This window comes from Pseudoduganella sp. R-34, from assembly GCF_049904655.1.
Classification (GTDB): domain Bacteria; phylum Pseudomonadota; class Gammaproteobacteria; order Burkholderiales; family Burkholderiaceae_D; genus Rugamonas.
The window spans coordinates 3,434,635-3,452,904 of sequence record NZ_CP184572.1 but is presented as its reverse complement, the minus strand read 5'-3'; the positions used below and the strand labels follow the sequence as shown (position 1 = coordinate 3,452,904).

The following is an 18,270-nucleotide window of genomic DNA, read 5'->3' as shown; positions in this document are numbered from 1 at the left end:
AAAGATTGCTTAGTAAAGCATCAAACTTCTTCTGATTTCATCCAAAACTGATCTTGGGCAACAAATTTCCTAAAAACATAGCCTAATGTTGCTCTTTTTCATGTGAAACATGAGGTTTAAGTGATACATTTCTCACTGGTTTCGACCCGAAGAGAAAGAATCGAGCGCAACAATGCTTTCCAGCTCCCCAACAGTGCCGCTAACGACATCACACCATGAGGCAGACCTCCTGCTAGAGGAAGCGGGCGATGTGGTGTTCAGGCTGAATCTGATGGGTCAAATTCTGTTTGCGAGCCAGCGCGCCGCCAACCTGTTACGCAACGGGCAGGAACTTGAAGGCCAGCCTTTGCTCGCCTTTGCCTGTGACCTGGACCATGCTGCGCTGAAGTCCGCGCTTTCCGAATCGGTCCAGGCCCGCGGTGCACACCGCGCCGAGATTCGCCTCAAGACTCCCGAGCAGGAAATCTGGTTTGAACTACGCGTCAGCAGCTACGCGACGGGAAACAGGGCCTACGAATTGCTGGTGGTCGGCCGCGACATGACGGCCCAGCGGGCGACAGAAGAACGCTTGCGCCACATGGCGACCCACGATGGCCTGACCGAGCTGCCTAACCGCCTGCTGCTGTCGGATCGCCTGCGCATGACCATCGCCCAGGCGCGCCGCTCAGGACAGGGATTTGCCGTAGCCACCATTGGACTGGACAGCTTCAAGAAAGTGAATGACGGCCTTGGCCACCCGGTTGGCGACGCCGTCCTGCAAATGGCCGCGGCGCGCTTGCGCAAAACCCTGCGCGATAGCGATACCCTGGCCCGCGTCGGCGGAGATGAATTCGTCGCGGTGCTGCCCGGCACCTACAACGAGGCGCAAATCAGGCTGGTCACCGGCCGCCTGCTTGCCACGCTGCAGTCGCCGTTCGAAGTGGACCGGCACACGATTTACGTCAGCGCCTCGCTCGGCGTGTCGGTCTATCCCGAGCACGCGGAAGACGAAGTGCGCCTGGTCGCCCTGGCCGATGCCGCCATGTCGCGCGCCAAGGAAACCGGCAAGGCCCGCTGCGTGATCTACAGCCAGCGCCAGAGCGGCTCGCCTGAACACGACATTTCGCTGGAAGCGGCCATGTTCCAGGCCGTGCGCGAGGGCGAATTCCTGTTGTACTACCAGCCTATCGTCAATTCCATCACGCGCGAAATAGAAGGATTCGAAACCCTGATGCGATGGAAGCACCCTACCCTGGGCATGGTGCCGCCGGCACGCTTCATTCCAATCGCGGAAACCAATGGCCTGATCAACCTGCTCGGCGCATGGGCGCTGAAATCGGCCTGCGTGCAGCTGAAGCAGTTCCAGGAAGTGGCCAAACGGCCGCTATACATATCCGTCAATATCAGTCCCCGTCAATTCCGCAACGACAAATTCCTCGATGTGCTCGACGATGCCCTGGCCTTCTCTGGCCTACCCGGTGAACAACTGGTGCTGGAGATTACCGAAGGCACGCTGATGATCGATCCGGCCCACGCCGAGACAATCCTAGCCCGGATGGCCGAGCGCAACGCCCGCATCGCAATCGACGATTTTGGCACCGGTTACTCTTCGCTGTCCTACCTGAAGCGCTTCCCGATTTCCGTACTGAAGATCGATCGCACCTTCATCCGCGACCTGCCCGGCTCGGAAAAGGATGGCGCCATCTGTAATGCGGTGCTGGACCTGGCCAAGCACCTGGACTTGTCCGTGGTGGCCGAAGGGGTCGAGACCGAAGAACAAATGCACTACGTCGAGCAGCGCGGCTGCCATTACGTCCAGGGCTTCCTCACCGGCCGTCCGATGGCCGCGCACACGGCCGTGGCTGCGCTCAGGGAGCGCACCTACGCGTCGCTGATGACTGAAGAACCGCGGCAGGTGGCCCAATGAACGCCCTGGCCGAACAGACCCTGGGAACGCTCTGGGAGCGCACGCGCCAGCAAGGCGACATGCCTGGCTTTGCTAAGGCCATCACCGCCATCCTTGGCGCAATGCGCGGCGAGGACGACAAGGAGTTCGACATGGCGCGCACCGTGCTGTCGGATCCTGTGCTGACCCAGAAGGTCCTGCGCCTGGCGAACAGCGGCATGTATTCCGCCTTCGGCCAGCAAATCAATACCGTCAGCAAAGCCATGCTGGTGCTGGGCACCGAAGCGATCGGGCACCTGGCCCTGGGGCTGAAGCTGATCGAAGAATTGTCCGTGGTGTCTCCCGATTCCGGCATGGCCCACATTGAAATGGAAAAGGCCGTACTGGCCGGCATCGTCGCACGCGAAGTATCGGCCACCGCGGAAAACCGCCACGGCGAGGAAGCTGTGGTCTGCTCCATGCTGCAGACCCTGGGCCGCATGCTGGTCACTTTCTACATGCCGGAGCGCTGGTCGGCCCTGCAGGGCGCCACGGGCGAAGGCAAGGAAGACAGTGCGGCAGTCGGGATGCTGGGCCTGAGCCTACAGGATATCGGCCGCGCCGCCGCCGTGCATTGGGGCTTGCCTGAAAACCTGCTGTCCGGCATGCGCACCCTGGTGCCGCCTGCCGACGATATGCCGGCCGAACCGCTCGGCCCTGAAGACTGGGTGGCAGGCGTTTCCACCATGTCTTGCATCTGTGCCGGTGCACTGTGGCATGACAGCGAAGAAGGCGCCGCGGAAGTGAAGCGCATCACCGCCCGCTATTCAACCATGATCGGCGTCAGCCCCGACAAGCTGGCGCGGGCCATCGAGCAGGCCAAGGTCGTTGCGGCAAGCGACCTGTCGATCGCGCCTTTGTCCAAGCCGGCCGAACGCCGCGCGAAAGCCCTGGCGCAAACCCGCCAGCGCGTCGCCGGCAACAATATCCTGCTTAGCGGCTTGTCCGATATGCGCGATTCGCTCGACACCGCGAGCCCGGGCCAGATGGTCTCGATCGCGCTGGAAACCGTATTCAAGGGCTTGCAGTTCAGTCGAGCGGTGGCATTCGTGCGCAACCGCCGCGAAAGCAAGTACGCGGCGCGCATGTGCCTCGGCGAAGGCGTGCGCGAGCACCTGGACGCCATGCACTTTGCCGATGCCTACGAGCCGAACGTGTTCCACGCCGCTTTGAGCAGCGACCGTGTGATCTTCATTGAAAATGCGGCCGATCCGAAGTTCGCCGCGAAGCTGCCGGCCTGGTGGCGCGATACGCTGAACGATGCGCGCAGCTTCGTGATCCTGCCGCTATGCTCCAACGGCCAGCCGACCGGCTTCCTGTACGGCGATTGGGACGACTCCTTCCCGGCCATCCACCTCAGCCCGACCGAGTTCTCACTGCTGAACGACATCCGTTCGATGATTGTGAAGGCGGCCGAGCGCCGCCACCAGGTCGGCACCGTCAATCGCGCCGCCTGAGTCCTACCGCTGCCAGCGGTAGCTCAGCGCAGCAGCGATGGCGCCCGTCGCCACCAGCCCCGACGCAACGTAGTAGATGGTTTGCGGCCCCGCGCCCTGCCAGACCTGGGTCAGCGCCAGGCTGCCGGCGCTGGCCCCGACGCCATAGGAAATGCTGATGTACAGCGCCTGCCCGCGCGCCTGCAAGGCGCCGCCGAACCAGCGTTGCATGGTCTGCACCGAGGCCGAATGGTGCAGCGCGAAGGTCGCCGCGTGCATCAGCTGCGCCGCAACCAGCAAGGCCAGAGACTGCGCGCCGACCCCGATCATGGCGAAGCGCAGCACACCGAAAGCGAAGCAGGCATACATCAGGCGCCTGGCGCCAAAACGCTTGAACAGCGGCGCCTGGAAATAGAAGCACAGCACCTCGGCCACCACGCCCAGCGACCACATCAAGCCGGTGACGGTCTTGCTGTACCCCTGCTTCTCAAGATACAGCGAGTAGAAGGTGTACAGCGAAGCGTGGGCCGAAACCATCAGCGCGGTGGAGGCGAAGAATGCCAGCACTTCCTTCTTGCGCAGCACCGCCAGCAAGGCCGGCGGCTTGCCCGCATGGGTCAGGCGCGGCACGTCCTTAAGGCGGAAGGCCGCCCCCAGCACGCATACCAGCAGTACCCCGCAGAACCAGACCAGGGCGCCCGTCCCTTGCCAATCCATCAGGAACGAGGCCAGCATCACGGTGACAATGAAGCCGATCGAGCCCCACAGGCGGATGCGCCCGTAGTAGGTCAGGTCGCCGCGCATCTCTGACAGCATGAGCGCTTCGCACATCGGCCCTTGCGCGCTGGTGAAAAGATTGAGCAGGACCATCGCGGCGAAGAAATGCGCGAAGGTGGAACCGAAGATGAAACCGGAGAACGTCACCAGCGCCGCAACGCCGGTCAGGCGCAGCACGAAGACGCGCCGTTCGGAATGGTCGGCGACATAGCCCCACAGATTGGGGCCGAAGATCCGCAACACCTGGATCAGCGACATCAGGACGCCGATCTGCGCTACCGACATCCCCCTGCCCTGGAAATACAGGCTGGCGTAGGTCGAAAATGTCCCGGCGTATGCGTAATAACAGAAAAGGAAAAGCGCGAATCCGAAGGCTTGCGCGGGGATCACGCTTTGCTGATATCCGGCGTGGAAACCTTTACGTCGCCACATTGGGCACGGTGCATCAGCGCGTGATCCATCAGCACCAGGGCCAGCATTGCTTCCGCAATCGGGGTAGCCCGGATGCCAACGCACGGATCGTGGCGCCCAAAGGTTTCCACCATCACAGGGTTGCCTTCCTTGTCGATCGAACGGCGCGGCGTGCGGATCGACGAAGTCGGCTTGATGGCGATCGACACCGTAATGTCCTGGCCAGTCGAAATGCCGCCCAGCACGCCGCCGGAGTTATTGCCGACAAAGCCTTCCAGGGTCAGTTCATCGCCATGTTCGGAGCCGCGCTGCGCCACGCTATCGAAGCCCGCGCCGATTTCGACGCCTTTCACTGCATTGATGCCCATCATCGCGTAGGCGATATCGGCATCCAGCTTGTCGTAGATTGGCTGGCCCAGGCCAACTGGCACGTTGCGCGCCACCACGTCGATGCGTGCGCCGATGGAATCGCCGTCCTTGCGCAGGCCGTCCATATAGTCTTCCATGCGTTCAATCAGGGCCGCGTCGGAAGTGGCAGCGAAGAACGGGTTGGAAGGCACGTGCTCAAAGCTCTCGAACGGCACTTCGATCTCGCCCAACTGGCTCATGCAGCCGGCGAATTCGGTACCGTACTTCTCCTTCAGCCACTTCTTGGCAATGGCCGCCGCGCCCACCACCGGCGCGGTCAGTCGAGCCGAAGAACGGCCGCCGCCGCGCGGATCGCGCACGCCGTACTTGTGCCAGTAGGTGTAATCGGCGTGGCCCGGACGGAAGCTCTCCGCGATATTGCCGTAATCCTTGCTGCGCTGGTCTTCGTTCTTGATCAGCAGCGCGATCGGGGTACCGGTCGTGACGCCCTTGTACACGCCGGACAGGATCTGGACCGTGTCAGGCTCCTGGCGCTGCGTCACGTGGCGCGAAGTGCCAGGTTTGCGGCGATCCAGTTCCGGTTGGATGTCTGCCTCGCTCAACGCCATTCCCGGCGGGCAGCCGTCGATGACGCAGCCAATTGCAGGACCATGGGATTCGCCAAAAGTGGTGACGGTGAACAGCTTGCCAAAGGAATTGCCGGACATGATGAGGACGATGAGTAGTAGCTGGGAGAAACTCCCCATTCTAACCCGATATGGCAAAACTCGCAGGAAGTAGCTTTTTAAGCTACAACTTTTGCGAAACTAGCACGCCGCTATTTCGTTAGTATCCATGAAAGTGTTTTAATGGTCGTTCTCAGGAATAATTCGCTATATACTAGGTTGTAAGAACACCGAGACCCCTTGGAGAAGCGACAAATGCCCCCTTCGATCACGGCGCCGGATGGCGGCCACGACGATCAGGACGATCTGGTTTTCTTAGAAGAGCATACGGCTCAGCCAGCTCTCCCCACACAGCGCAATGTCTGGCGCGTGATGATTATCGATGACGACGAGGACGTCCATTCGACGACCACGTTCGCCCTCGGCAACCTGGACATGCAGCACCGCCCCCTGGAATTCGTGCACGCTTATTCCGCCGCGCAGGCGCGCGAGATGCTCAAGCACGAACAGGAAATCGCCGTGATCCTGCTTGACGTAGTCATGGAGCAGGATGACGCCGGTTTGCACCTGGTGCGCTATATTCGCGAAACACTGAAGCTTGCCGACGTGCGCATCATCCTGCGCACCGGCCAGCCCGGTTACGCGCCCGAGATCGATGCGATCCGCGATTTCGACATCAACGATTACAAGACCAAGTCCGAGCTGACGCGCATCAAGCTGTTCACCACCGTGACGGCCGCGATCCGCTCCTATGAACAGATCCGCAATATCAACGAAAGCCGGCGCGGCCTGGCGCGCATCGTCCATTCCAGCACGGAGCTGATGGCGCTGCACGGCGTGCAGAATTTCGCCTCCGGCGTCTTGTCGCAGATCGCAGAACTGCTCGGCCAGGAAGCGCATGGCGTGCTGTGCGTGCAGGAATGCCCGGATGCCGGCTGCCACGAGCTGGTTGTCATGGCGGCCACCGGCAGCCACCATAACCTGTCCAATTCCCAGCTGACGGCAAGCGAAGACCCGCGCGTACACAAGGCGATGGAGGAATGCCTGGCTGCGCGCCGCAACATCTATTGTGGCGACAGCATCGCGCTTTACTTTGCCGGCAAGGCGAGCCGCACCTTTGTGGCATTCATGGATGTCTCGCGCGCACCGAGCCCGCTGGAAGAAAGCCTGCTCGAAGTCTTTTGCAGCAATGTGGCCGTGGGGCTCGACAACGTGGAGCTGGTCTCGCACCTGCACACGGCTGCCTTCTACGACAACCTGTCCAAGCTGCCGAACCGCACCCGCCTGGTCGAGATCCTCGATGCCACGCTGGCCGGCCCTGCCAAGCAGGACGCCACGCTTTGCCTGGTCGACCTCGATCACTTTGCCGAGACCAACGATGCGCTGGGCCATGAATTCGGCGACTTGCTGCTGTCCGCGGTTGCGGCCCGCCTGCAAAATAGCCTCGGCAAGCAATTGACCGTCGCCCGTATCGGCGGCGATATTTTCTGCGTGCTGGGCGATGCCGGCCAGGTCAACCCGGCCAATATCATCGCCTTGTTCACGACGCCATTCAGCATCGACGGCCAGGACGTGCAGCTATCCGCCACCCTCGGCCTGGTGCGCTTGCTGGAACATGACGGCAGCGGCGCGGATGCGCTGAAGGACGCCGATATCGCCCTGAAGCGCGCCAAGACCCAACAGCGCGCCGGCCACTTCTACTTCTCGCGCAGCATGGGCGTAGAAATCCGCGAGCGCGTGCGCATGATGCACGCCTTGCGCACCGGTTTCAGCCAGAACCAACTCTTTGTTGTCTATCAACCGCAAGTCGACCTGGAAACGCGCCGCCCGATGGGCGCGGAAGCCTTGCTGCGCTGGCAAACGCCGGATGGCAAATTCGTCTCGCCGGACCGCTTCATCCCGATCGCAGAGTATTCGGGCCTGATCATCGACCTGGGCGAATGGGTGATGCGCACCTCGATGCAGGAACTGGTTGCCCTGCGCGCCGCCGGCCATACCGAATTCACCATGTCGATCAATGTGTCGCAGGTGCAGTTCCGCCACCCGCACTTCATGGAAACGCTGCGCAATGCCCTGCACGATACCGGCGCACCGCCGGAGTATGTGGAGCTTGAGATCACAGAATCGATGGCGATGGAAGAACCGGACATGCTGATCAAGATGCTGGCGCAGATCAAGCAGACCGGCGTGACGATTGCGATCGACGATTTCGGCACAGGCTTTTCTTCGTTGTCCTACCTGCAGCGCCTGCAGGTCGACCGCCTGAAGATCGACCGCGCGTTCGTCACAGAGATCACCAACTCAGCGCGCGGCAGCAGCATTGCCGAAATGGTGGTGCAACTGGGCCGCAACCTCGGCCTGGCAGTGATTGCGGAAGGCGTGGAAGACGAACGCCAGGCCCAAATCCTGCACGCCCTGGGATGCCCGCTTGGCCAAGGCTTCCTGTTCGCCCGGCCAATGACCGGCGAAGCGCTGGTCGGCTGGCTAAGTGACGACGCCCTCGCCGGTGTTGCTTGATACTCAGTAGTCCGAGCTTGAGCTTGAGCTTGAGCTGAACGGCAGCTACCACCCCAAACCGGGCATTCCTTATTCTCGCCAGGGCGATTAATCCGATAGGAATGCCGATTCACGGACGGCTATTAAAGACGCGATGGCGGGCAGATCGGCTGGTCATCACTGCCATAGGTCACTCCGAAGTTGAAGACATCGAGACGGCCCGAGTTGCGTGTTTGCTAGGTGAGATACAGGAATGGGCGGGAGCTCGGCCAATATCTAATCTGCCTCCGCCACCAAATAATTCTAGCCACGTCGCATGAATTGCGACTGCTAGATGCCTCACTTGCGGGCGGAAAAAAGGTCTGCCGGTGATGGCAATTGTGCCCTAACTGATTCGTATTTTTCACTCCACCTCAGATAGAACAAGAAATATGGGTCAAGTATGTGCAAACCTGTAGAGTCGGACCATTCGATGATCGGCTGTCGAGGCATATGCTTTTCGGCAAGGCTCTGCATTTGCTCCAAAGCCCTCGTTATTTGCCCTTTCGCTGGTTTTTTATTTGGATCCTTACACACTCGATCGATTCGATCGTACAGGTTGTCCATACCTGAGCCCCAGGTCAAATGTGCCCTAGGAGGCGATAGTGAAATCGCCGCGAGCGTAATTTCATAGTTATCCCCTTCGTCCAATGCCACCATTGGATATCGATTTCGCGGGCTTCCACGCTCGTCTGGACCTGTATCTAAGATCCGAAAGATCTTATCCCTGTCAATTGCGGCGTGAGTCGTTACAAGGACATGACGAATTTGGCTGATGTCCAACTGGAATGATTCCGGCGACTTTAACTTTAGATCCAGCTGCAGAAATTCAGCGACGTTTAAGCAAATAAGCTGCATCAATTGCGGCGACCCAGCGGACTCAAGTGCTAAGGCGTTCAGCGTCGCTGCGGATACTGTTGCACCTAGGCTGGCGAAACCCTCAGAACCAATGGCGATCAAGTCTGAATTTGACCAGTATTGGAATTCGATTTTTGAAACGCGAGCGGTAAGATCAGGCAGTGCAGATATCGTCGAGTCGCTATGGTGAGGTACTTCCGCCAAACAAATTTTGACGCCGACTTGTGCTGCAGCCTTCAGCTGCGCAGCCACCGTCGCTTGCATACTTTCTGGGATCGTATGAAAGTCATCTAAGAACAATACCTTTTTCTGAGCTTGCAGCTGACTAGTCGCAAGTTGGAAAGGGTCATTTTCGTAAGTGCTTTTCTCCGTAACCTCGTTGCTTCGCTCGGTCGACGAGGAAAATTCGGTTTCTGCCTTTGCCAGCATCGGGACGTTCAGCCCCCCTGACGCCTTAACTTCTCCACCGACCACGCTGCCTTGCGTTCGCTCAATTTCCTCACTGGTGGCAGATTTTAGGGTTCGGACAACCACATCCCATAGGGAAGACTGTTCGCCAATTTGCGAGCCAGCAACCAACACCAAGTTTGCTAAACCAACACAGTTCTCAACAGCCCGAGTCTTTCCACTCTTAGACGGTCCAACGATTTGTGCAATCATGCCCGGCTGCTTGAGGACATTGCCGATTTGAACCTCAGGATCAAATATAACCTTGGTTCTCGGGTGGGAAAATACTCGCTTAACGTAGCTGTATTGAGGGAATGCGCCAGGAACGAATACATCGAAACGCGTAATTGACGAATCTTGCGAAGTCATATTTGATATTTGTAAATCTTGTATAGGTGCGGGGTTGACGGAGAGGCTCACCAAATTAACAGGTTCATTATAGATCTTCCCTATGAAGACAAGGAATCTACACTGGTGCAGATTCTTGATACTCAAGCTGCTCGCTGCGTGATGCTATAAGGTTCAAAAGGTTAATGATGTTGACCCTATGAGGCCCCATGAAAGCTCTAAAAACTTATGCGCTCGCCGCGTGCAGCTATTGGCCGTTATCGGCGTTGAGGCATGTTCGCTGCCCACGCATCCCAATAGGCTTTGCTCGCTGCGGTGAGCTCATCGAGTGACACTTTATCACCTGAATCGAGATGAATCGATGCAGCGCCGTAGGATACTTTGAGCTCCCCCATAACGCAGCTTACAACGACCGGATGAGTCCCTTTTTCAACACCCACGATCTCAGGCGCGAGGCTAACTATCTCCTCGAAATTTTTGACCGCCGGCGAATCATATTCTTGATAAACGAACTGGTTACAGTCTGACAAGACGACTTTGAATCCTGTGCCTTCGCCGGCAAATTGCTTTCGCAAGTAGCGAATTGAGACCTCTAATGAAACAGTACCAGGGACACTTCCTGTGATCGAATCAATTCCAGCATCATGCAGTAGCCCCCAGAGTTCTTCCATTTTCATCCTAAACTTGTTTGTCCCGAGTGTCCGTTTGTGGCCGATCTCTGCCGATTGTACTCGACGGTTGCGGTTTGGCGCCTTGGCAAACTGCCGCCCCGAAGCGGCATTGTTGCCGCGCGCTAGCAAATAATGAGTGTGGCGTTTACGGCAGACTCGTGGTCAAGCGTGGCAATTATTGTGGTCATGGCTTTAAGATGATGAGATGACAATGCGTAGCCCCAATGCGATTGTTCCCAGTATTTCAAAAGCAATCCCAGCTCATCCCTGAAGTCCCTGAGCGGTTTGCCAGATAAACAAAAACCCGGCTCATAATCAGCGCGTTCCGTGATTGTACTTATGGTTGGCAGACCGATTTCGCGGCCAGCCGACTCCCAATAGAGATCGACGGTTTGTGCAGACCCTAAGTAGAGGTCGACCGTAGGTTCAACTGTCGTCGACGCTGTGAAAATCAACACATGATAGGCCACTAAGCTTCTTTCAAATATTCGACCGAGGTCCGCTTCTGGCCGATTGTACCCTCTCACAGCGTCTTCGCAGCAGCTTATTGGCGCTCAAATCAGCGATAAGGGCGAAGCTCATAACGTTCCTACGGTGAATACTTCAGCCACCAATAAATGGTTTGGTGTAGGGTGTTCGATACGGTTCTCCCGAGACATCCTCACCGTTCTTGTACACGTACCAATTCCCCCAGCTCTGATTTGGATGAATTTGAAGATAGTCGTCCCCAAGTTCCATATGAATCGGCAGAGTAATGTCGTCCTTGTAAACGAATACGTTTACCTCATCACCTGGTACCAATTCAATTTCTTGCGGAGCTAGTTCAATGAGGTAACCTGACTTTTTCGGACACTCTCGTTTGTTAAACTTAGCAACGGGAGAAGCATTTATGAAATCGAAGACATACACACCGGAGTTCCGGGCAGAGGCGGTCAAACTAGTCCTCGCACAGGGACTGACACTGGAGGAAGCCGCGCAGCGGCTTGACATTCCTAAGGGAACACTGGGGACTTGGGTTAACGCTGCAAAGCGAAGCAATGATACTGGGGCTGCTCCCGGTAGTCGCAGCGTGGCGGAGCTTGAAGCGGAAGTGGCTAGGCTGCGCAAAGAATTGGCCGTTGAACGCATGGAGAAGGAAGTGCTAAAAAAAGCAACGGCGTACTTTGCAAGGGAGTCGCTGCCAGGTACGCGTTCATGAAGTCGGTGCGACTCGACGGATACCCGACGGATTTGCTTTGCAGGGTCTTGAATGTCTCTCGCAGCGGCTTTTACGCATGGCAGGGGCGCAAGCCGTCGCGCCGCGCTCAGGAGGACGCCAAGCTGAAGGTGGCGATTCAGGCCGTGCATCAGCAATCGCGCGAAACCTATGGCACGCTGCGCGTTCATCCTGAACTGAAGGAGCAAGGATTTGAGGCCGGGCGTGATCGCGTCGCCAGGTTGCGCACAGAACTTGGTCTGCGCTGCAGACAAAAGCGCAAGTTCAAGGCCACCACCAATTCCGGGCATGACATGCCGGTCGCGCCGAACTTGTTGAACCAAACGTTCCTGCCGACGCGGCCAAACGAAGCCTGGGTGGCAGACATCACCTACATCGCGACTGAGGAAGGCTGGCTCTATCTGGCCGGCGTGAAGGACGTTTTCACCTGCGAGCTGGTGGGGTATGCGATGGGGCCACGCATGACGCAGGACTTGACGGCGCAAGCCTTGTGGCGGGCTGTGCGCAACAAAAGACCGGCGGCGGGATTGATCCATCATTCTGATCGCGGCAGTCAATACTGCGCCGAGAAATACAGGAAACTGCAGAACCAATTCGGAATGCAGACTTCGATGTCGCGCAAGGGAAACTGCTTCGACAACGCGCCGATGGAGAGCTTCTGGGGCAGCTTGAAAAATGAGCTGGTTCATCATCGTCGCTTTGCATGCAGGTCTGAAGCGCAGGCGGCCATTACGGAGTACATCGAGATCTTCTACAACCGCCAACGGCGTCATTCGCGCCTTGGCTACAAATCGCCGGCACGCTTTGCGGCAGACTTCAACAAGGAAGTGCTGGCAGCTTGAGACGAGAGTGTCCACTATTGACAGTACACCTCACAAGTGCAAGAGTGATCGGCTTCGACTGCCTATTTACAAAATCGAAGATCGGAACAAAGTCGTGAGGTAGATCAGTTGGCAGCATCATTTTTAACGGGGCAATAGGGCATCTTATAAGTGTCGAATCAGAAATATTGAGTGACGGCTTCTGGCCGACAAACGACTTTCATTGGCCGGCCATTATCACCTGTCAGCCAAATTCGGCGGAGAAATCGGCGGCGACTGCGGCAGAGTTCAAGCGTCGCGATGACTCGGACATGATCGGCACATCAGAATCAGCAATCCAAACGACAAGAAATTTTTCCCTGCTGCCAAACTCGCCGGCCTTCTTTGCAGCATCCAAGCCATCGACAAGTGCGTCTAAGACCCCATTCGCGAACGCAACTTCGCATTCGTCCATCTGGTAGCTTCCATCCTCACGTGTGTACAAGGCCTTGAAGCGTTCGTTCGCTACAAGCAAAATAGCATTGGTTTTTGCAAATTCCTTCTGGTCGTAATTCCTCCACTCATCGACAGAGTATCTGTAATAGCGGTAAAGATCATCTGAACAAGGTATCTCGATTTCACCTTCGCTGTTGGTCGCAACTACAACGCTATGGATGTCATAAAACTCTCCGGGAAGAAGCGCATACCCGTAAATTTCCCTTCCAGTTGCAGCCAATCTTGTCAGATGAGTTTTTACGTCTTCAACTACTGCTGCAATCAATGCAGGCTGGATTTCCGCCAATAACGAGTTCACCATGCTGATCTTCAAATATAGCTCCTAATTCCTCGTTCGTAGATTGGCTTCGGCTTTTGGCAGGTAGCGTCAGATTACCCCTGACGCTCGGCGACAATTCGTTCGATGGCTCGAATTCCTGCGACCATCTTTTCTCGCGCCGATGAGTTTGCTGAATGAACAGTTATCTTGGGCGGCCGGAACCCACGCAATGCAACTGCTTCTTCAATCCATAGTACAACGTCATATCCGGTACCACGCCCATCATCACCAAGATCGTGGTCCAAGCTCAATTCATCTACCGCTCCCGTTTCCAAGAGCGTTATGGCTTCATTTGGCCAATAAACACGCACCCATCCGTCAGGAGTGGCGCGCTCGTCATCTAAAAATACTCGCATGGTCAGTTAATCGAGTGAGTCCGTCTGCTATTGGCCAAATTCGGCAAAATTTAGTCAACTTTTCATGTCGTCAAAACGAAGAGAATGGCTCGCCAGAGATGGGGAACTCGGAACATTCGGATATCGCGATCAGGGCAACTGCGAAAATCAGAAGCTGGAATTTCCTTATGACCTGCCCGCCGACATGGTTTTGGGCTTCGCTGGCACCGCTATATACCTCGATTTTGAGGCATCCCACTTGAAGACCTTCTTCCACTTGCTCTTAAGCGTTCGCATTTGTAAATCAAAATAGCCCTGGGATTTGCCCGGCAAAACGGAAAGCACGTTCTGGCCCTCTTCCAAATCATGATTTCGGGTGCCGTCCTTGTTCCAGTCCCCTGCGATATTCTGATAGAAATAGATTGGCTCTGATAGGACATTAACGAGCTTGCTCCCTTCAATTTTGAAAAGCGAAAGCGCTTCGAAAAAACCCCCGCCACCGGCGTAGCTATCGTTCCAGCCAACCCGAAGGCCGAATGCGGTCTCCCCTTCAGTGATCTTGTAGGGCGCAAAGTCGAACTTCAAATATTCTTCCGGCATCAGGTCGCTTTCGTCGCTGCCAGGTGTATCGAATTTTCCTTGGGGGCCGACCAGCTGACTTTCCTTCCAGCTGGTTTTTACGTCCAATGGTTTGCCATAGCTAGCGATCAGGATTGGCTTTGGATCACCAGGCTTGTATTCCAGGACGCCCAGATACACAGGCTTGTCGATGTACACACGGCTATTTCCAGGAGCCGGGTTGTAATACTTCGTGCAGCTCGGTCCCTTTTCGTAGCGTTTGTCACTGTCGTACTCTTTCTGGGTCTGCGCGAAGCACGCCAACGCGATGTAAGTGTTGGCGCGATGCGGCCAGGCCTTTACGCCGATCAAGGTCGCGAGCGACGCCTTTTCTCGCGGCGCCAACAGGCCGGCAATGTCTTTTGCAGAGAACCCCGAAGGAAGAGTCGTTCCAAAACCATCGGGCTTCGGCGTACCGTTCATCTGCTCAGCGTATTGCTCGGAACCGCCTTTGTTCTGAATTAGTGCAGAAACCTGGTCGAGCGACTTTGCGCGCTTTGGTGCTTCAGCTTGAACTGCCAACGGCAACAACAGCGTCGCCAGGCATACTCGAATCAACTTCAATTGCATTTAAAATTCCTAGTGCGATTGCTCAACGCTTCGGACCTAGCCACCACGGTCCAGAAGGTCGGCTTCAAGCTGCTGGCAAGCTGGTTCGTCTCGCTTCATTAACAATCCGTGGTGGAGGAAAGCTCGGCTTCTGGCCGGGAACCAACTATGTGGCGGCAACTAAGGCTATGCGCCCTTTAAGATTTTCGACGTTCTTCATGGTCTGCGAAAAGCGAACTATGCTCTCATCGAGATTCCAGTCTATCTTGTTTGCAATAAATTTTTCCCATTCCGCTTGAAAGCGAGAAGCGCGTTCCGTTTCATTGAGTCTATCAAGGTAGGAAAGCGCAGCCATCGCCTGCGCCTGATCGAACCAAAGGTTAGGTTGAGTCAGGTAGTAGGACAAGTATTCCTCAAGATACCCAACCGATTCGTCAGAATTGAGGGCTGCAAGTGCAACGCAAAACGCTACGCCGGCATAACACACGTCGCTTCTTAACAAGAGGCGGCCTATCAAGGCCGTAAATTCCGCTTTCCCTGAAACCGCAACGAGGTACGCTGCAACCGATCGCGGGCGCCAGTCGAAATTAGCTAGCAATTTCGATATCAGTTCGACTGAAACGAGGGGAAAATTCTTGACCAAAAAGTCCTGAGCATCTACCTTTTGAATACCAAAATATAGTGGCCGTGCCCAAATTTCCCTGAGCTCAGCTGCCAGAATCTCGCTATCCACTGGTACCTCAAGTGTGCTGAATGGACTTGAATGCACGACCGTAGCACCAGCGGTGTGAAGTTGCACCGGATTCATAGGAGCAGTTATTCCTTCAAAAATTGTGAGTCGGCTCCTGGTCGAGACCGACGTTAGGAACCTCGCACCCAGGCTGCCTTTGAGGCCGGTCATAATTTTATGCTAGAAGCGGCCTGGCCGCTCCTGGCCGACTGGGGCCGAGTCACATGCACTCGCGCATGTAACTACCGATTACCTTTCCGTTCAGCTCAGTTTCCATTTCGAAGGTCATTCCTAAGCGCTCGGCAACGCGACGCGATGATTCATTGCCAGAACTGATAAGAGCCCGCACTTTCGGTTCGCGCCGCACCTCGAAAACATATTTCAAGACCGCCGCAGCCGCCTCGTTCGCAATTCCTTTCCCCCAGAATGCTCGATAGGTATTCCATCCCATTTCCATCACAGTTGATTGTTCGCGAAAGAAAGCTCCAACACTGCCTACAAGCTGGCCAGTTTGCTTATCCTCTATAGCCCACCATCCAGCTCCGTGGACGAGCCATAATCCAGCATGTGAAGTGAAGATTCTCCAAGCCGTCTGACGGTCAGCCGAGCCCAAGTGAACGGAGCTCTCCGGATTCATCAAATGGTCTGCAAATAAGTCGAAATCGGCGCGCCGATATTCGCGAAGAGTAAGCCTTTCTGTCTGAAGGTGCGGTACGGAAGTGGTGAACGCGTGATTCATCTGGGGCATCCTTTAATGGGTCACATGATCATGGCGGCAAACTCATAAAACAAAAGCCGCCCGCAGGCGGCTTCGCTTGCTGATAGAAGTGTCAGCTTTCCGACTTTTCCTCTTCCTCGGCCGGCCAGTCGCGGATATACGCCTTCAGCATGCGGTTCTCGAAGCTCTGCGCTTCCAGCACGGCACGGGCGACGTCGTAGAACGAGATCACACCCAGCAGGGTCTTGGCGTTCATCACCGGCAGGTAGCGCGCGTGCTTTTCCAGCATGATGCGGCGCACTTCATTGACTTCGGTGTCGGGGGTCACGGTGATCGGGTGGTCGTCCATGTGCTTGCGCACGGTGCCGCCGCCGACCGAGCCCTGGTTCGCGTGCAGCGCCTTCAGCACTTCGCGGAACGTGAGCATGCCGACCAGGTCACCATATTCCATCACCACCAGCGAACCGATGTCTTTTTCGGCCATGGTGTTCGCCGCTTCGACCAGCGGCTGGTCCGGAGTGATTGTATAGAGGATGTTCCCTTTGACTTGGAGGATTTCAGATACTTTCATTTTGGGCCGTCCTGTCCGGTGGTGATTATGGTTTTATTGTAAGCCTTACCATCGAATTTAGCGTATGCCAAGTGAAAAATCCAGAGTTGGATTAATCAAAACGCAACAGTATTCACGAGCTAAATAACACGATAGCATGGCAACCATGACAACGCCAAATTATCCCGGGTTCGATACCCTCGCCCTGCACGCGGGCGCCACGCCAGATCCGGCCACCGGCAGCCGCGCGACTCCCATCCATTTCACGTCATCCTTCGCTTTCCGCGACTCTGACCATGCAGCTGCCCTGTTCAATATGGAACGGGCCGGCCACGTATATTCGCGCATCTCCAACCCTACCAATGCGGTGTTGGAGGAGCGCATGGCGGCGCTGGAGGGCGGCGCGGCAGGCATTGCCACCGCCAGCGGCCAGGCGGCCATGCACCTTGGCCTGGCCACGATTGCCGGCGCGGGGTCGCATATTGTTGCGTCGCGGGCGCTGTACGGCGGCTCGCACAACCTGCTCGGTTATACGCTGAAGCGCTTCGGGATCGAGACCACTTTTGTCGATCCGCGCGACCTTGACGCATGGCGCTCTGCGATCCGGCCCAACACCAAGGTGCTGTTCGGCGAAACCCTGGGCAATCCGGGCCTGGATGTACTGGATATTCCCAACGTGGCGGCAATCGCCCGCGAAGCGCACCTGCCGCTGATGGTCGACTCCACCTTCACCACGCCCTACCTCCTGCGTCCCTTCGAGCATGGCGCCGACCTGGTTTTCCATTCCGCCACCAAATTCCTGTGCGGGCATGGCACAGCGATCGGCGGCGTTCTGGTCGATGGCGGGACCTTCGACTGGCAGGCGGCGTACGAGGCGACCGGGCGTTTCGCCGAGCTGTGCGAACCGTATGACGGTTTCCACGGCATGGTGTTTGCCGAAGAATCGACCGTGGCTGCGTTTGCCCTGCGGGCGCGGCGCGAAGGCTTGCGCGACTTTGGAGCAGCCATGAGCCCGCACAATGCCTTTGCCATCCTGCAGGGCGTGGAAACGCTGGCGGTGCGCATGGACCGGCACGTGGCCAACACGCGGCGCGTGGCGGAATTCCTGCTTTCCAACCAGGCTGTCGAGTCGGTAATCTACCCGGAACTGGACAGCCATCCCGACCGCGCGCTGGCGGCCCGGCTGCTGCCCAAGGGCGCCGGCGCCGTCCTTTCCTTCACCTTGAAGGGTGACCGCGCGGCCGGCAAGCGCTTTGTCGACAGCCTGAAGGTGTTTTCGCACCTCGCCAACGTCGGCGATGCCCGTTCGCTGGTGATCCACCCTGCTTCGACCACGCATTTCCGCGTGCCGGCCGACCAGCTGGCTGCATCGGGGATTGCTGAAGGCACCATGCGGTTGTCGGTTGGACTGGAAGATGCCGACGACCTGCTCGAGGACCTGGCGCGCGGGCTCAAAGCCTCGCAGAAAGGGGCTTGAG

General features: G+C 57.0%; 15 protein-coding genes. 5 read left to right on the top strand and 10 right to left on the bottom strand.

Features of this window, described 5'->3' with window-relative positions; translation table 11 throughout:
* The first annotated feature begins 172 nt into the window (after positions 1-172).
* Both ACN9MW_RS15940 and ACN9MW_RS15935 read left to right on the top strand, forming a co-directional pair.
* Positions 173-1,906, top strand: a complete 1,734-nt coding sequence (locus tag ACN9MW_RS15940; protein WP_426161427.1) for a putative bifunctional diguanylate cyclase/phosphodiesterase — start codon at positions 173-175, stop codon at positions 1,904-1,906.
* Complete coding sequence (locus ACN9MW_RS15935; protein WP_426161426.1) at positions 1,903-3,381, top strand: HDOD domain-containing protein; 1,479 nt, start codon at positions 1,903-1,905, stop codon at positions 3,379-3,381. The genes ACN9MW_RS15940 and ACN9MW_RS15935 overlap by 4 nt, the downstream gene beginning before the upstream one ends.
* A 3-nt stretch (positions 3,382-3,384) precedes the next feature.
* Here the strand turns inward: ACN9MW_RS15935 and ACN9MW_RS15930 are convergent, their stop codons facing one another.
* Entirely contained in the window at positions 3,385-4,569 is a 1,185-nt protein-coding gene (locus ACN9MW_RS15930) for an MFS transporter (RefSeq protein WP_426161425.1), read from the bottom strand.
* Positions 4,524-5,624 carry a chorismate synthase gene (gene aroC / locus ACN9MW_RS15925; protein WP_426161424.1) on the bottom strand — a complete coding sequence of 367 codons (1,101 nt, stop codon included), beginning with the start codon at positions 5,622-5,624 and terminating at the stop codon, positions 4,524-4,526. The genes ACN9MW_RS15930 and aroC overlap by 46 nt, the downstream gene beginning before the upstream one ends.
* 213 nt (positions 5,625-5,837) lie before the next feature.
* On the opposite strand from aroC, the gene ACN9MW_RS15920 reads away from it, so the two are divergent.
* Entirely contained in the window at positions 5,838-8,099 is a 2,262-nt protein-coding gene (locus tag ACN9MW_RS15920; protein WP_426161423.1) for a GGDEF/EAL domain-containing response regulator, read from the top strand.
* A gap of 318 nt (positions 8,100-8,417) precedes the next feature.
* Here the strand turns inward: ACN9MW_RS15920 and ACN9MW_RS15915 are convergent, their stop codons facing one another.
* Both ACN9MW_RS15915 and ACN9MW_RS15910 read right to left on the bottom strand, forming a co-directional pair.
* On the bottom strand, positions 8,418-9,917 hold the full coding sequence (locus ACN9MW_RS15915; RefSeq protein WP_426161422.1) for a hypothetical protein: 1,500 nt from the start codon (positions 9,915-9,917) through the stop codon (positions 8,418-8,420).
* Between the two features lie 110 nt (positions 9,918-10,027).
* On the bottom strand, positions 10,028-10,441 hold the full coding sequence (locus ACN9MW_RS15910; protein ID WP_426161421.1) for a hypothetical protein: 414 nt from the start codon (positions 10,439-10,441) through the stop codon (positions 10,028-10,030).
* A gap of 889 nt (positions 10,442-11,330) precedes the next feature.
* Here ACN9MW_RS15910 and ACN9MW_RS15905 point away from each other — a divergent pair.
* Positions 11,331-12,499 (top strand): IS3 family transposase gene (locus ACN9MW_RS15905; protein WP_426161420.1). Its coding sequence is split into 2 segments (ribosomal slippage): positions 11,331-11,598 and positions 11,598-12,499, totalling 1,170 coding nucleotides; the frame shifts between segments, so codons are not numbered across the junction.
* A gap of 223 nt (positions 12,500-12,722) precedes the next feature.
* Here the strand turns inward: ACN9MW_RS15905 and ACN9MW_RS15900 are convergent.
* The 6 genes from ACN9MW_RS15900 to ACN9MW_RS15875 form a co-directional block, all read right to left on the bottom strand.
* Complete coding sequence (locus ACN9MW_RS15900) at positions 12,723-13,286, bottom strand: DUF4303 domain-containing protein (RefSeq protein WP_426161419.1); 564 nt, start codon at positions 13,284-13,286, stop codon at positions 12,723-12,725.
* 59 nt (positions 13,287-13,345) lie between these two features.
* Positions 13,346-13,648: a cyclic-phosphate processing receiver domain-containing protein gene (locus tag ACN9MW_RS15895; protein WP_426161418.1), complete on the bottom strand. Its 303-nt coding sequence runs from the start codon at positions 13,646-13,648 to the stop codon at positions 13,346-13,348.
* Between the two features lie 165 nt (positions 13,649-13,813).
* Positions 13,814-14,815 (bottom strand): hypothetical protein, encoded by a 1,002-nt coding sequence (locus tag ACN9MW_RS15890; protein WP_426161417.1) that lies wholly within the window; start codon positions 14,813-14,815, stop codon positions 13,814-13,816.
* Between the two features lie 145 nt (positions 14,816-14,960).
* Positions 14,961-15,602 carry a DUF6000 family protein gene (locus tag ACN9MW_RS15885; protein WP_426161416.1) on the bottom strand — a complete coding sequence of 214 codons (642 nt, stop codon included), beginning with the start codon at positions 15,600-15,602 and terminating at the stop codon, positions 14,961-14,963.
* Between the two features lie 142 nt (positions 15,603-15,744).
* The gene (locus ACN9MW_RS15880; protein WP_426161415.1) at positions 15,745-16,263 is read right to left on the bottom strand and encodes a GNAT family N-acetyltransferase; all 519 of its coding nucleotides are present in this window, start codon (positions 16,261-16,263) and stop codon (positions 15,745-15,747) included.
* Between the two features lie 91 nt (positions 16,264-16,354).
* Positions 16,355-16,813 (bottom strand): CBS domain-containing protein, encoded by a 459-nt coding sequence (locus ACN9MW_RS15875; protein ID WP_426161414.1) that lies wholly within the window; start codon positions 16,811-16,813, stop codon positions 16,355-16,357.
* 145 nt (positions 16,814-16,958) lie between these two features.
* Between ACN9MW_RS15875 and ACN9MW_RS15870 the strand changes: the two genes are divergently transcribed.
* The gene (locus tag ACN9MW_RS15870) at positions 16,959-18,269 is read left to right on the top strand and encodes an O-acetylhomoserine aminocarboxypropyltransferase (protein WP_426161413.1); all 1,311 of its coding nucleotides are present in this window, start codon (positions 16,959-16,961) and stop codon (positions 18,267-18,269) included.
* Position 18,270: the final 1 nt, after the last annotated feature.